The sequence below is a fragment of the Haloarcula pelagica genome (genome assembly GCF_030127105.1).
GTDB lineage: Archaea > Halobacteriota > Halobacteria > Halobacteriales > Haloarculaceae > Haloarcula > Haloarcula pelagica.
In genome coordinates this window covers 3,144,291-3,157,840 of record NZ_CP126161.1, presented here as the reverse complement: position 1 = coordinate 3,157,840, position 13,550 = coordinate 3,144,291, and the positions used below count along the sequence as shown (strand labels likewise).

Below are 13,550 nucleotides of genomic sequence, written 5' to 3'. Positions count from 1 at the left end.
TATCGATTCTGCTGGCGATTGTGGTGCGTTCGAAGTATCTAACGACGTAACGTAGTTCGACTATCGTCGAACAGTACTTCGTCTAGAGAGGTGCCGATCCGGCGATCCAAACGGCTGCGTGTCGAGTGTGAAACCTTCACCAGAGTCGGCCGGTGGGTTCCCTCGCTTAGTCGTCCGCACTCGCTTGCGCACCGCTCGCGACCACGTCGATCTCACCGGCGTCGAGTTCCTGCTCGATCTCGCGTGCCGCCTGCACCATGTCGCTCCCACTTTTTACCTCGTCGGGTAGCCTCGTGGTGCTCGGCTACCACTCCGGGTAAAAACGTGGGGAAAAAGGCCGGACCCTCGCTCACTACGTTCGCTCGGGTGTCCGGTGAAGCGGTTCACCGTGTCGTCGAACGGCGATGCCGCCCGACTACCTCGGTGACCTGCGATCCCTCTCCGTTCGCGTCCCTCGCTTAGTCGTCCGCACTCGCTTGCGCACCGCTCGCGACCACGTCGATCTCACCGGCGTCGAGTTCCTGCTCGATCTCGCGTGCCGCCTGCACCATGTTCTCCATCTTGCCGCGTGCGATCTCGCGGGGCAGGAGCTTCACGCCGCAGTCCGGGGAGACGGTGAGCCGTTCGGGCGGCACGACTTCCAGTCCCTTCTTGATGTTGTCCTTGATCTCCTCGACCGACTCGACTTCGGCCGTGTGAGCGTCCAGGACCCCCATCGCGAAGTCCTTCGTGAACTCGTGGTCCTTGAACACGTCCAGTTGCTCGTAGTCGCCGTTGGCGAGTTCGAGGTCGTACTCGTGGACGGGGTAGTCGAGGATCTCCGGGTAGATCCGGGAGTAGTCGCCGTAACAGACGTGAAGCCCGAGGCGCACGTCCTCGGGGATGTCGTCGACGATGCGTTCGAGACACTCGCCGACGATGGCGTGGTCGTCCGGCGTCGTGGCGAGGGCGGGCTCGTCGATCTGGATGTAGCGGGCGCCGGCCTCGACCAGCGCCTCGATCTCCTCGTTGACGAGGTCCGCGAGTTCGTAGGCCAGTTGCTCCTCGCTGTCGTACACTTCGTTGAACGACCAGTTCGCCAGGGTGTACGGGCCCGTGATCGGGACCTTGACCGGACGCTCGGCCACCTCGTCGGTGAACTCGAACTCCTCGACGAGCCACTGCTCGCCGTACTCGACCTCGTCGGCGACGCTCGGCTTGTCGAAGTAGTTGTGTCCCCACACCTTCACGCGGCCGTTGAACTCGTAGCCGTCGATCCGGTGGGCGAAGTACTCGACCATCTCGTTGCGCCGCATCTCGCCGTCACACACCACGTCGATCCCACAGCGCTCGTGTTCGTGGGTGATGAGCCGCGAGGCGTCGTCTTTCGACTCCTCCCACTCCTCCTCACCGAAGTCGGCGTCCTCGTCCTCGAACTGTTCGCGGGCGCGGTCGTGCCACTTGGGTTTGGGGTAAGAGCCGACGACGGTCGTCAGCAGGAAGTTGTCGTTGGGGTGATTCGCCGGTCGGAACTGCTCTCGTGGGCCTGTCATGCTTCGACCTCCTCCAGATCGGCTGCGTTTGCGAGCGCTTCCAGTTTGTCCGCGAACTTGTTGACCGGGAGGTAAAACAGCTCTGTGTTCGCGGTCGCGTAGACGGTGTCGTACGTGGTGTTTGTCTGCTGTTCGAACCAGTCGATCCGGTCACGGATCGTCTCGGGGGCCTCGACGAGCGTGTTCTGCCCGTCGACGACGCCCAGGGCGACATCGTCCTTGGTTCCGTACTCCTGAACGTTGTAGACGTTCTTGTCGTGGTCGGCGATCAGATCGAAGCCGATGGCGTCGATGTCGGCGTCCATCAGATGCGCGTAGACCTTCTCTTCGAGCGCACCCCAGTAGGTGTGGGTGACGACCTCGGCGTCGGCGGCGCTCGCGACGGCGTCGACGGCCTCGCTCGCGCGCTCGTCGGCGCCGTCCTCGGGCGCGTTCTCGACCAGCGACGGTTCCAGCAGGAACAGCGTCTCGACTTCGGGGAACGAGCGAACCTCCTCGGCGAGGAAGTCGGCGACCGCGGAGAGGAACTCCGCCTCGTCACCGTAGTGCTCGTCGGTCGCCAGGTCGGCCAGCGAGTACGGTCCGGGGAGGACCGCCTGGAGGCCCTCGTCGACGTGGTCGGCCGCGGCGCCGAGGTCCGCAGCCACGTCGCCACCGTCGGCGGAGAGGTCGCCCTGGACGACCGGCTCTCGGTAGAAGTTGTTGTTGTCGTAGTAGCGGACGATCCCGCGGGTCTCGACCTCGCTGTGGACCGCAAGCGGGTGTGCGAGCATGTCGTCCCAGCGGCCCTGTCCCTCGACGATCCGGTCGAGGCCGGCGTCGTGCTGTGTCTCGATCAGTTCGGCGCGGACGCGGTCGTAGGCGTCCTCGATCTCGGCGCCCTCGTCGCCGGAGACGAGGTCTGTCTTCTGGTGGCCCTTCAGGTCGGCCAGTTCGTCTTTGGCCCAGTCCGGGAGCGGGAACAGACCGGGGGTCGTGGCAACTACCTGTGTCATTACACCGGGATACGAAATGACGGGCTTTAATATTTCCTATTCGAAAAAATGCTCTGAAGTAATTATTTGGGCGAGAACCGCAGGACGACGAGTTCCTCGTACGGATGGCTCTCGCTGGCGACGCGCTCGCCGGTGAGGCCGTGATCGGCCCCGTATTCGAGGACTGCGTCGGGATCGGTGAGACTGCTGACTAGGAGCAACGCCACGCCGTCCGGCGCGAGCACTCTGCCGACCGACGCCAGAAACGGATCGACGAGCCGACGCCCGTCCTCGCCGCCCGAGAGGGCGTGTTCCATCCAGTCGTCCCACTCGGCCTCGGACGGCGTCGGGAGGTACGGCGGGTTGAACGCCACCAAGTCGAGACTCCCGGACTGAAAGGGGTCGACGAGGTTCCCCCGGACGACCGGAACACCGTGTTCGTAGGCCTGGCGGCACGCCAGCGGGCTGAGATCGACCCCCACCGCGTCGGCGCCCGCGTCGGCCATCTCCGCGGCGACGTAGCCCGAGCCGGTGCCTACGTCCAGTGCTCGCGTCCCCGGTACGACGTGCTCGCGGGCAGTCCGAGCCAGGAGTGCCGAGTCCTCCGCGGGCTGGTAGACGGATTCGACCCCGCGCTGGTCGGCCAGCGACGGCCGGCCGCTGTCTCCGTCGCCCATCCTACGCCTCCGGCTCGCCGACCTCGTGGGCCAGCGTCGCCAGCGCGGCGAACTCCGCCGGGGTCAGGTTGCCCGCACGGGCGCTCATGCGGTCCTCGTCGGCCGCCTCGACGACGGCGTCCGCGTCGCCCAGGCCCGAGATGTGGACCGTGTTCCGGACGGCGTTGCGCATCGTCTTCCGGCGCTGTGTGAACACCGCCCGCAGGAAGTCCATGAAGAAGTCGTCGTCAGGCACCGAGTAGTCGGGCTCACGTGGCGTCGTCCGTACGAGCGCGCTCGTCACGCGAGGTTGCGGGTCGAACGCCTCCTTCGGCACCGTCTCGACGACCTCGACTTCGGCGTAGTGGCCGGCGGTGACCGAGAGCCGGCCGTAGTCGTCGGTCCCGGGCTCGGCGGCCATCCGCTCGGCGAACTCCTGTTGGAACATCAGTACTGTCGGCCGCTGTCGGGGGAGGAGCCGGAAGGCGATCTCCGAGGACGCGCCGTACGGGAGGTTCGAGATACTCGCGGTGTAGTCGGGAAGGTCGACCTCCAGGGCGTCCCCCTCGACGACGGTCAGTCGATCGGTGCCGATCTCGTCGGCGAACTCCTGACGGAGGTGGGCCGCGAAGTCGGGGTCGCGCTCGATGGCGGTCACGCGGTCGGCCGCGGTCAGCAACCGATCGGTCAGGGCGCCGGGGCCCGCACCGACTTCGAGGACGTGCGAGCAGTCCATCCCTGTCTCGGTCGCGTAGTCGGGAATCCGGTCGAGCACGCGGTCGTCGACCAGGAAGTGCTGGTCCTGGCGGGTGTCGGCGCGTTTGCCGGCCCGGCGGACGAGCGCGTCGGGATCACGCCCACCGGTCGCTGTGTCGGTCATTACCCCCCGTAGACGGGCCGCGATTGAAAAAGTCGCCTACTCGCGCTGTCGGCCGACCCGTCTCGCTTCGAGGCCTCGCTTCACTCGCCCTCGCCTTGCTCCACGGCTCCGCTCTCTCCGTTCCGCTTCGAGGCCTCGCTTCACTCGCCCTCGCCTTGCTCCACGGCTCCGCTCTCTCCGTTCCGCTTCGAGGCCTCGCTTCACTCGCCCTCGCCTTGCTCCACGGCTCCGCTCTCTCCGTTCCGCTTCGAGGCCTCGCTTCACTCGCCCTCGCCTTGCTCCACGGCTCCGCTCTCTCCGTTCCGCTTCGAGGCCTCGCTTCACTCGCCCTCGCCTTGCTCCGACCGGCGCACGAACGTCCGATACTTCAGGTCGTCCTCACGCAGTTCCTCCAGGATCCGCTCGACGAGGACTTCCTCGGGATTGTGGAGGCCGCTGACACGCTCCTGGAGGTCCTCGAAGCTCTCGAAGGGCTTGCGTTTGCGCTCGTCGAGGATCGAGTTGCGCAGTTTCTTCCCGATTCCCGGCAGGAGGTTCAACTGGTGGAGGCGGAGGGTGATCGGCTGGGCGTCGTTGTAGAAGTCGACGAACCGCCGCTCGTTGTCCTCGACGACCTCCTCGACCACGTACTCCAGTTCCGAGCGGGCCCCGCTCGGGAGGTCCTCGAAGTCGACCTCGTTGATACGGCCGAAGGCAGTCAGATCGACCCGGTCACCGATCGAGACATCCGAGTCACCGTCCAAGACGAGTTCGTAGATGTAGAACTCCTCGATCCCGAGGACGAACGCGAGCGGATCTTTCTGGTGCTGGGGACGGTCGTCCGAGGCCCGCCCGTGGGGGAGGACATCGATGACGACACCCGTCATAGTTGCACCGTCGTCGCTCTCCGTGTCACTCATAGACTGCGGTACGACCAGAGCACACTTAATGGCGAGGGATACGGACTATCCCGACCGCGCCGGGCGTCGGCGCCGTCGCCGACAGGCCGCAGCGACGAGCGGACGGAAAAACGGGGCTGTCGACCGCGCTCAGGCGTACTGGCTGACGATGCCGAGAATCTCGTCGAGTTCGTCGCCCGACAGCGAGTACCGTTCCTGTGCGAACACGGCACGGAGTTCGTCCCGGTCGAGCGGGCGGAGGTTGGCGATCTTGTACGCGGTGGCCTCGTCGACTTTCTCCAGTTCCTGAAGCTGGTCGACGAACTCGCGGGACTCCGCCGGATCGAGCAGCGTGAACCGGTTGACGTGCTCGATTGCGCGCTTGAGTTCGTAGCGCATCTCGCGGTCCTCGTCGGCGGCCCGCTCCATCTCCAGCCCTTCGAGGATCTCTTTCGTCTCGGCGGTCGTCAGGTACTCCTCGCTGACCTTTTCTTTGAAGATGGTCATGCAGTTATTCCTGGCTGCGGAGGTGCGCGGGCTTGGTGATGACCGTCTTCGATTTGCCGCCGTCGACGATCTCGACCTTGTAGGCGGTGCCCTGCTCGCCGACGACGGTGCCGGTCTGGCCGCCAAAGCGCGGGTTGAATCGGCCGTCCGGAACGGACGGGTCGATCTTGAGGTGGACCTTCTGACCGGTCTCGAACTGCTCGACCGAGCGCTGGGGCGGTGACATGCCGCGGTCGCGTGGCTTGTTCTTGAGCTTGTTACGCGTCCCTTCGAGGGGTCCGTTGGAACTAGGCATTCTTGCCCTCCGCTTGTCCGGTCGCCCTAATAAAACGTGCGTTCCGCGGCCGCGACACGGACGCCTGGAGATGCGACTACGCGGACGAGCGGAAACGAGAAAACCGCGGTGCAGCGTTACAGGCGGCCGACGCTGTCGACATCGACGGATTCGACATCGTCGACATCGGCGAAGGCCTCCTCGACGGCGTCGGTCCCACCGGACTCGTCCGGGATGATGACCGTCGGGAACAGCGCGACGAGCCCGAAGGCCACGTCGTCACGCTCGAAGCCCTTGATCTTGGCACCCTCCGGAAGCGCACCTTCCAGGCGTTCCTGGAGGTCGTCGAGGTCGACTTCCGGGCTCTGTGGCATGACCTTGATCTTGGCAGCGACTTTCCCCATCGTTATGGCCCCGTGAAGCCGCAGTCAGGACACTTGTACAGGTTGCTCTGCTTCCGGCAGGTCGCACACCGGTAGATCTGCTGCCCGCAGTCGGGACACTTGAACGCAGCGGCGTTCGTGCCGGCAATGTTGATGCCACACGAGACGCATTTCTGCGTCCGCTTCTGTTGGCTCTCGCTCATACCACCCCGTATCCGACCGCGGCTTTTAACGATTGCCAAACGCCCCGGACACCGTGAGTCGGTGACACACTGTCGGTTCGGTGGTCAGCTCCCCGGGAGGATATCCCCCAGTGCGGCGCCGATCGACATGGGAACGAACGCGACGGTACAGATCGAGAGCGATTCGAGGAGGGCCGCCGACTCCGTCGACCACTCGACCATCCCCCAGGACGTAAGCAGTGTGACCGAGACGAAGAAGGCGGTCCCGGTCACCCCGACCAGCCGGCGTGGGACGAACCCGAAGATGGCGTTCGCGACGCGCACGTCCTGGATATCGGCGACGTAGAGGATACCGATGACCATCGCGATGGCGGCCACGAGCGTCCCGAGGAGAAACAGCGGGTGCCGAGCGATGTGCCGGCCGGCGTCGATGGTCCCACCCTCGACCGCCATCGGGATACCGAACAACAGCGAGCCAAGCGTCGCCTCCGCGAGGTCGCTGCGGTCGAACCCCCAGACGACACGCCCGAAGACGACCGGATCGCTGTCCTGAACTTCTGTGGCGGCCCGCATCGCGTCCCTGACCTGTTCACGTTCGGCTGGACTGTCGACAAGCGCTTCGAGTTCCTCCAGTTCATCGAACAGCGTTCCGATCTCGTCCTCGTCCTCGGTGGGCGGTCCCTGACTCATGACCTGACGGGAGTTCTGTTTTCACGTCTGACTATTGGCCGTTCTGGTCCGTGGGGCACGGCCGCCGGCGATAATTTGTCCGGAAAGAATATCGAGTAAATGCCTTGTGGCCGGCTGTCACCTGCTGTCAGGGAGGTTTTTGCTTTCAGCACAACATTTATATAGGTCAGAACGTTCTCCTTAAAAGAACACATGGAACGGCCGACGCGCCAGCGGGACACGGACCAGGTGGAGCGCGAGCAGGAGTCCGAGGACACGGGCCAGCAGACGTGTCCGGAATGTGAGTCGGAGTCCATTTCGAGCGACGGGGGCGGTGAACTCGTCTGTGAGGACTGTGGCCTCGTCATCGAGGACGAGAACATCGACCGGGGCCCCGAGTGGCGGGCGTTCAACCACTCGGAGCGACAGTCCAAGTCCCGGGTCGGGGCGCCGACGACCCAGACGATGCACGACAAGGGACTGACGACCCAGATCGACTGGAAGGACAAGGACGCCTACGGGCGCTCGCTCTCCTCGGAGAAGCGCAGCCAGATGCACCGACTACGAAAGTGGCAGGAACGCATCCGAACGAAAGACGCCGGCGAGCGCAACCTCCAGTTCGCGCTCTCCGAGATCGACCGCATGGCCTCCGCACTGGGTGTCCCGCGCTCGGTGCGGGAGGTCGCGTCGGTCATCTACCGCCGCGCGCTGGACGAGGACCTCATCCGCGGGCGCTCCATCGAGGGCGTCGCGACGGCCTGCCTCTACGCGGCCTGTCGACAGGAGGGCATCCCTCGGAGCCTGGAAGAAGTCTCCGATGTCTCCCGGGTCGAACAGAAGGAGATCGGCCGGACCTATCGGTACGTCGCCCAGGAACTGGAACTGAAGATGGAGCCGGTCGACCCCAAACAGTACGTCCCTCGCTTCGCCTCGGAACTGGAACTCTCCGAGGAGGTCCAGTCCAAGGCAAACGAGATCATCGACAAGACCGCCGAGCAGGGCCTGCTCTCGGGCAAGTCCCCGACGGGCTACGCCGCCGCGGCCATCTACGCCGCCTCGCTGCTATGTAACGAGAAGAAGACACAGCGGGAGGTCGCCGACGTGGCACAGGTGACCGAGGTGACGATCCGGAACCGGTACCAGGAACAGATCGAAGCGATGGGCATCCACTGACGGCGCCGTCGGCCGTGCGTGGAGTGGGTGGATTTTCTGACCGGAACGTCGTCAACAGCGGCTCAGTCGTCGGCGATCGCACTCCCGGCGTCCGTCTCGCCGACCGAGACGAGCGTCGTCCGCCCGTAGAGCGCGATCAGGCCGAAGCCGACCTTCGTCACTACGTCGAGATACGTGATCACGAGCGCGGTCGTCTCCACGTCCATGATACCGATACCCGCCCGACTCAACAGCCAAACGACGGGATAGACCAGCCACAGGACGACCACGAAGTTCCGTAGCGTCCGGTAGAGCCCGGCTTCGAGATCGGAGAGCGAGGCCGTCGCGGCGGCCGCGACATCGCGATACAGCAGATAGACGACGCCGGCAAAGGCCGCTCCGCCGAGCGCGAACAGCCCGTAGCTCAGGGGGGAAGCAGTCACGGCCCCCGCGAACCCGAAGACGATCGTCAGCGCCTGGAGTCCGACGAGCGTGCCGATGTCCTGCCGGGAGGCGTGGGCCAGCAGCCCCAGGTAGAGGACGTTGATCGGCGTCGTCAACAGCCAGTCGACGTACCGGACCACGTAGACCGTGTGGCCGTCGCTCTGGATCGTCCCGATCCCCAGGAACAGAAGTACGTACGCCACTACGGCGATCCCGGGGATCGCGACCAACAGGAGGTACCGCCGTCTGTCGCTCTCGGGGACGAGCGTGTAACCGTAGGCCAGTACGGCCGTCCCCAGCAGTTCGCCAAGCAGTCCCAGCGTGAACCAGGTCGTGATCGTATCCATCGTTAGTCGTCGGTCGCAGCGGTCGCCTGCCCGCCCTCGCCGTCCGGGGCAGCGTCGACCTCGAAGCGTTCGAGCAGCGATTCCAGTTCCGCCGCGCGTGCTTGGAGTTCACCGGCGGAGTCGGAGACCTGTGCGATCGAGGCCGCCTGGTCCTCGGCCGCGCCGGCGACGGTGTCGGCCTCGGTGGCGGTCTGTCGGCTGATACCGGTCAGGTCGTCGATCGTCCCCATCACCTCCTGAGCCGTGCGGGCCTGTTCCTCGGTTGCACGGTCGATCTCCTGGATGCCGGTGTCGACCTCCTCGGTGTACTCGACGATCGTCTCCAAGGCGTCGACGGTCTCCTCGACGGTCCCGACGCCCTCGGTGATCCGCTCGCTGGTCGACTCCATCGTCGCGACGGTCTCGCCGGCCTGAGACTGGATGCGCTCGATCCGGGCCTCGATGTCGCCGGCGGCCTCCTTGGTCTCCTCGGCGAGGGACTTGATCTCGTCGGCGACGACGGCGAACCCCTCGCCCTGGCCGTCGGCGTGGGCCGCCTCGATGGAGGCGTTCAGCGCGAGCATGTTCGTCTGTTCGACGATCGAGGTGATGACGCCGACGATCTCCCCGATCTCGTCGAGTTCGTCGTCGAGCGCGGTGATCTCCTCGACGGTCGCCTCGGTCTGGTCCTCGATGGCGTTCATCTCGGTGATCGCCTCCTGGGCGGCTTCCCGGCCGTCCTCGCCGACTTCGGCGGCCGACTGGGACATGTCCGCGACCTGCTGAGCCGAGGACGCGACCTGCTGGGCCGTCGCCGAGAGGTTCTCCATCTCGCCGGCGGCGGATTCGAGCCCCTCGTTCTGTTCGGTCGTCCCCTCGAATATCTCCTCGATGGAGTTCGAGACCTGCTGGCTCGCCCGGTCGACCCGCTGGGCGTTGGACTCGACGCGCTTGCTGGAGTCCATCACGTTCCCGGTAAAGGCGTGTACGTCCGCGATGAGGGCTTCCAGGGCGTCGAGCGTGCTGTTGATCTCCGTGCCGACTTCCGCCATCGCGTCGCTCATGCTGTCGGTGTCGACGCGAGCGGTCAGGTCGCCGTCGGCCGCCGCTTCGAGGGCCTCGCTGTACTCCTGGGCTTTGAGTTCGAGGTGGCCCGAGAGCGCTTCCATCTCGTTGCGCTCCTGTTCGACTTCCGTCCGGGCCTGTTGGGCCTCCTGTTTGGCCTCCTCGGCCGCCTCGCGTGCGCGCTCGGCGGCGGAGATCTGTTCGTCGAGGTTGGTCCGCATGTTGTCGAACGCCGAGTACAGCGTCCCGAACTCGTCTGTCCGGGAGGTTCCGAGGTCGACATCGAGATCGCCGTCCGCCATCGCTTCGGCTTTCGTCGAGAGCCGCCGCAACGAGACGATCGTGTTGCCGCCGATCGTGACCCCGACCAGCCCGAGGTTGATGATCGCCAGGAGGATCAGACCGACGAGATCGGAGTTGATCTGGCTGCTGAGCGCGTAAGCCTGAGCTGGGTTCGAGTGGACCATCACGACCCAGTCGTGTGACGAGAGCCGAGTGAGCCCCATCAGCATCGACTCCGTCTCGACGAAGTCGCTCTCGCTGGCGTCGAGCGACCGGAGTGGACTGCCATCCGCCTCGGCGACCGGGGCCGTCGCACCGATCATCGAGACGTTCGGATGGGAGACGAACTGTCCGTCGGTGCTGACGACCGTCGTGAACGACCCCTCGCGCTGGTTCGAGATCTCGTCGGCTTTCGCCCCGAGATCGGTCATGTAGACGAGCGCCCGGTTCTCCGCGCCGGGGACCGGCGAGACGACGGCGATGATCGGGTGATCGACGATCGAAACGGTGAACGGGCGTGTGACGTGGGTATCGTCCGGACCCTCGAACGCCGGTGGGTCGGTCGCGAACGGCGCCCCCTGTTCGGCGGCGTCGACGCCGACGAACTGCTGGTTCGAACTCGCCTCGATCCGTCCCGTCTCCGTGTTGACGTAGTGAACCGCGACCACGTCCGGCGGGACGGCATCGGCTTCGATCAACTGTTCGAGTCTGGCCTGTCGTTCCGTGGCGGACCCCTCGGTGAAGACGGGCAGTCGAGATGTCGTCCGCACGTCCCGGCGCGTCGTGGTCAGCCAGGCGTCTAACTGCCCGGCCTGAGTCTCCGACAGCGCCGTCATGTCGCCGGCCACGTCCTCTTCCAGCGTGGCCGAGGCCTGAACGCTGATGACGGCACCGAACGCGACGACGACGACGATCGCGAACGCGAGTGCGACGCCGAGCCGCGCGGCGTAGCTGTCCCCCACGACGCTCGGGAGCGGCGTGTCCCTCTTTTCGGTCATCTGTCCCCTCTATGGAGAAATCGTTCTAAAGCGTTGATCCCCTATTCTCACCAGTGATAAACAGGGGGCGGTCGTGCCGTTCGGTGGGCGGCGTGTCGTGACTGCGACCGTCTCTGTGGCACCGTGACCCCCGGTAGCATAATGCGGGACGAGCGTCCTAGTCCGAGTGGGAGCCGAGATGTCAGCCGACGCGCCGGGGGCGCGGGACCCGCGACAGCTCATCGCCGAGATCATCACGGGCGAGGACACCAGCCGCGAGCGGATCCCCGCACTGTTGGGACTGCTCGATGTCGGCGACCGGCAGGTCCGCCTGGGAGCGGCGACCGCACTCTGTCTCGTGGCCGACGCTCACCCGGACGCGGTGTCGGTCGTCGTTCGTCGCCTCGCCGACCGCGTCGACGCGGACAGCCCGGCGACGGAGCTGGCGCTGTCGTATCTGGCCGTCAGCTATCCCGACGCCGTCTCGACGGTGCTCGACAGCCTCGACAGCGAGGCGGGCGAGCGCGTCCGACGGCGGACCGAGCGCGGGCGCGGGAACGCCCTGCTGGACCGCTCGCCGCTGTCGAACCGCGATATCGGCCGGACGACACTGCCCGGCCAGGGCGATGGCTACGGCCCACGACAGGTGTACACCGACGACGAGGAGACCGACGGCGACCGTGCCGAGGACGCCGGAGGCGAGGGCGACGACCGGCTCGGTGGCACGCCACTGGTCGCCGACGCCGACTGGCTCCCGATCGTCGAGCACGAGAGCCCGTTCGACGGGCTGTCGATCCTGGCGCCGCGGGACAGCCGCCGCTACGGCGACAGCTACCGCACGCTCGGGACGCGCGACGACGAGGAGTACGCGCTCGGGCTGAGGCTGTTGCATGGCCCCGGTAGCGAAGAAGAGTTCCTCGCCGACCTGCGCCCCCGGCTCGACGACTGGGCGAGCGCGAGCGACATCGAGCACGTCCTGACGCTGTACGGCTGGCACACGGAACCGGGACCGTGGATCGCGACGGAGTACACCGCGGAGACGCTCGCGGATCGGGACGCCTTCGATCCGGCCGACGCGGTCTGGCACGCCACCCGGCTGGCGAGGACGGTCACGGCACTCCACGAGCAGGGGATCGTCCACGGCGGGATCGATCCGGAGAACGTCGCGTACTACGGGAACGTGCTCACCGAGGACGAGCGACAGGCGCCGCTGCTTGACAACGTCGGACTGTTGCACATCTACCGGTACCACTTCGACCCTGCGAGCTACCTCGACCCGCGCTACGCCGCCCCGGAGTACTACGACCGCCGGTTCGGTCGCATCGACCACGCGACCGACATCTATCAGCTCGGCGCCGTCTGTTTCCGGCTGTTCACCGGCCGCGCACCCGTCACCGGCTCGTTCGACACCGTCCGTGAGCGGGTCGTGGCCGGCGAGGGTCCCGCACCGAGCGACGTGGCGGCCGTCCCACCGGCAGTCGACGACGTGGTCGGGAAGGCGATGGCCCGCCAGAAGCTCGCGCGCTACGAAACCGTAAGCCAGCTTACACAAGAGCTACGTGCCCTGGGCGACCCAGTGACCGATAGTGGTGAGTAGCCGGTGCAAGTAGGGGGAGTCAGGGTCGAGTTACAGTTCGTCGCGGACAATCCCAACCTCACGTTCATCTTCTTCATCGCGCTGGTGTTGCTCGCCGTGCTCGGGGCGCGGTTTAGTCTCTACGCGTATCTGAACCGACAGGCGAGCGACCTGGCGACGGAGGGACGGCTGTGGGACGCGCTCGTCGCCGTCGGCGCCCTCGCGGTCGGGTTCGCCCTGCTTGGCGTCCTCGAAATCGTGACGACGCTGCGGTTGCCGATCAAGAGCAGCCTCGTCCTCGCTCACGTTCTGGTCCTGGCGGCGACGATGCGACTCCTGTATCGCAGCATCGTCCCGCCCGCCGAGACGGGACTGGCGGCCTACGAAGCCACGCTGACCCGGGCCGCTGTCCTGGCGGTCGCGGTCGTCGGCGTCGGGCTAGCACTCGTGGGCCGACACCCGTTCGTCATCGCCGTGATGGGCGTCAGCAGCGTCGCCTTCGCCGCCGCGGGCATCTCTTTCGGTCACCGCGGTGCCGCCGAGAGCCGCGTCCAGGGGACGGTCATCGACACGCTGTTGCGCCACCTGCTGCCCGTCTTGCTGTTCGGGGCGTTGATCCCGGGCGTCGACCTGGCGACGCTCGCCGGCCTGGACCGGGCCGTCGTCCTCCACGTCCAGGTCGTGTTCGTCATCATGACCGCGACGACCCTGATGACGGCCACCATCAAACTCCGACAGACGCTGGCGACGCTGTAGCGGCGCAAGCGTTTTGCCCGTACCGCCGGACGGTTTC

The 13,550-nt window shown here is 66.1% G+C and carries 15 protein-coding genes; 3 read left to right on the top strand and 12 right to left on the bottom strand.

Translation table 11 applies throughout. From position 1 onward, the window contains the following. Positions 1-458: 458 nt before the first annotated feature. The 10 genes from P1L40_RS16750 to P1L40_RS16705 form a co-directional block, all read right to left on the bottom strand. Complete coding sequence (locus tag P1L40_RS16750; RefSeq protein ID WP_284008687.1) at positions 459-1,532, bottom strand: methionine synthase; 1,074 nt, start codon at positions 1,530-1,532, stop codon at positions 459-461. After that, a complete protein-coding gene (locus P1L40_RS16745) occupies positions 1,529-2,527 on the bottom strand; it encodes a 5-methyltetrahydropteroyltriglutamate--homocysteine methyltransferase (protein ID WP_284008686.1) in 999 nt (332 codons plus the stop codon). Before P1L40_RS16745 ends, P1L40_RS16750 begins: the two co-directional genes overlap by 4 nt. Positions 2,528-2,589: 62 nt before the next feature. Further along, on the bottom strand, positions 2,590-3,183 hold the full coding sequence (locus P1L40_RS16740) for a HemK2/MTQ2 family protein methyltransferase (protein WP_284008685.1): 594 nt from the start codon (positions 3,181-3,183) through the stop codon (positions 2,590-2,592). Between the two features lies 1 nt (position 3,184). Beyond that, complete coding sequence (locus P1L40_RS16735; RefSeq protein WP_284008684.1) at positions 3,185-4,042, bottom strand: 16S ribosomal RNA methyltransferase A; 858 nt, start codon at positions 4,040-4,042, stop codon at positions 3,185-3,187. A gap of 320 nt (positions 4,043-4,362) precedes the next feature. Beyond that, a complete protein-coding gene (locus P1L40_RS16730; RefSeq protein WP_284008683.1) occupies positions 4,363-4,941 on the bottom strand; it encodes a DUF655 domain-containing protein in 579 nt (192 codons plus the stop codon). A 129-nt stretch (positions 4,942-5,070) separates the two neighbouring features. Next, positions 5,071-5,427: an RNA polymerase Rpb4 family protein gene (locus P1L40_RS16725; protein WP_284008681.1), complete on the bottom strand. Its 357-nt coding sequence runs from the start codon at positions 5,425-5,427 to the stop codon at positions 5,071-5,073. 4 nt (positions 5,428-5,431) lie between these two features. After that, entirely contained in the window at positions 5,432-5,722 is a 291-nt protein-coding gene (locus P1L40_RS16720) for a 50S ribosomal protein L21e (RefSeq protein ID WP_284008680.1), read from the bottom strand. Between the two features lie 116 nt (positions 5,723-5,838). Beyond that, entirely contained in the window at positions 5,839-6,105 is a 267-nt protein-coding gene (locus tag P1L40_RS16715; RefSeq protein WP_284008678.1) for an elongation factor 1-beta, read from the bottom strand. A 2-nt stretch (positions 6,106-6,107) separates the two neighbouring features. Beyond that, positions 6,108-6,287: an HVO_2753 family zinc finger protein gene (locus tag P1L40_RS16710; protein WP_284008677.1), complete on the bottom strand. Its 180-nt coding sequence runs from the start codon at positions 6,285-6,287 to the stop codon at positions 6,108-6,110. 84 nt (positions 6,288-6,371) lie between these two features. Continuing rightward, a complete protein-coding gene (locus P1L40_RS16705) occupies positions 6,372-6,956 on the bottom strand; it encodes a DUF2391 domain-containing protein (RefSeq protein ID WP_284008676.1) in 585 nt (194 codons plus the stop codon). Between the two features lie 192 nt (positions 6,957-7,148). Here P1L40_RS16705 and P1L40_RS16700 point away from each other — a divergent pair, with 192 nt between their 5' ends. Beyond that, complete coding sequence (locus P1L40_RS16700) at positions 7,149-8,108, top strand: transcription initiation factor IIB (RefSeq protein WP_284008675.1); 960 nt, start codon at positions 7,149-7,151, stop codon at positions 8,106-8,108. 62 nt (positions 8,109-8,170) lie between these two features. Here P1L40_RS16700 and P1L40_RS16695 read toward each other — a convergent pair whose 3' ends face one another. Together P1L40_RS16695 and P1L40_RS16690 are read right to left on the bottom strand one after the other, a co-directional pair. After that, positions 8,171-8,878, bottom strand: a complete 708-nt coding sequence (locus P1L40_RS16695; RefSeq protein ID WP_284008674.1) for a bacteriorhodopsin — start codon at positions 8,876-8,878, stop codon at positions 8,171-8,173. 2 nt (positions 8,879-8,880) lie between these two features. Further along, a complete protein-coding gene (locus P1L40_RS16690; RefSeq protein WP_284008673.1) occupies positions 8,881-11,202 on the bottom strand; it encodes a methyl-accepting chemotaxis protein in 2,322 nt (773 codons plus the stop codon). Between the two features lie 178 nt (positions 11,203-11,380). On the opposite strand from P1L40_RS16690, the gene P1L40_RS16685 reads away from it, so the two are divergent. Together P1L40_RS16685 and P1L40_RS16680 are read left to right on the top strand one after the other, a co-directional pair. Beyond that, positions 11,381-12,778: a serine/threonine-protein kinase gene (locus tag P1L40_RS16685; protein ID WP_284008672.1), complete on the top strand. Its 1,398-nt coding sequence runs from the start codon at positions 11,381-11,383 to the stop codon at positions 12,776-12,778. A 3-nt stretch (positions 12,779-12,781) separates the two neighbouring features. Continuing rightward, positions 12,782-13,513 (top strand): hypothetical protein, encoded by a 732-nt coding sequence (locus P1L40_RS16680; RefSeq protein WP_284008671.1) that lies wholly within the window; start codon positions 12,782-12,784, stop codon positions 13,511-13,513. The last annotated feature ends 37 nt before the right edge of the window (positions 13,514-13,550 follow it).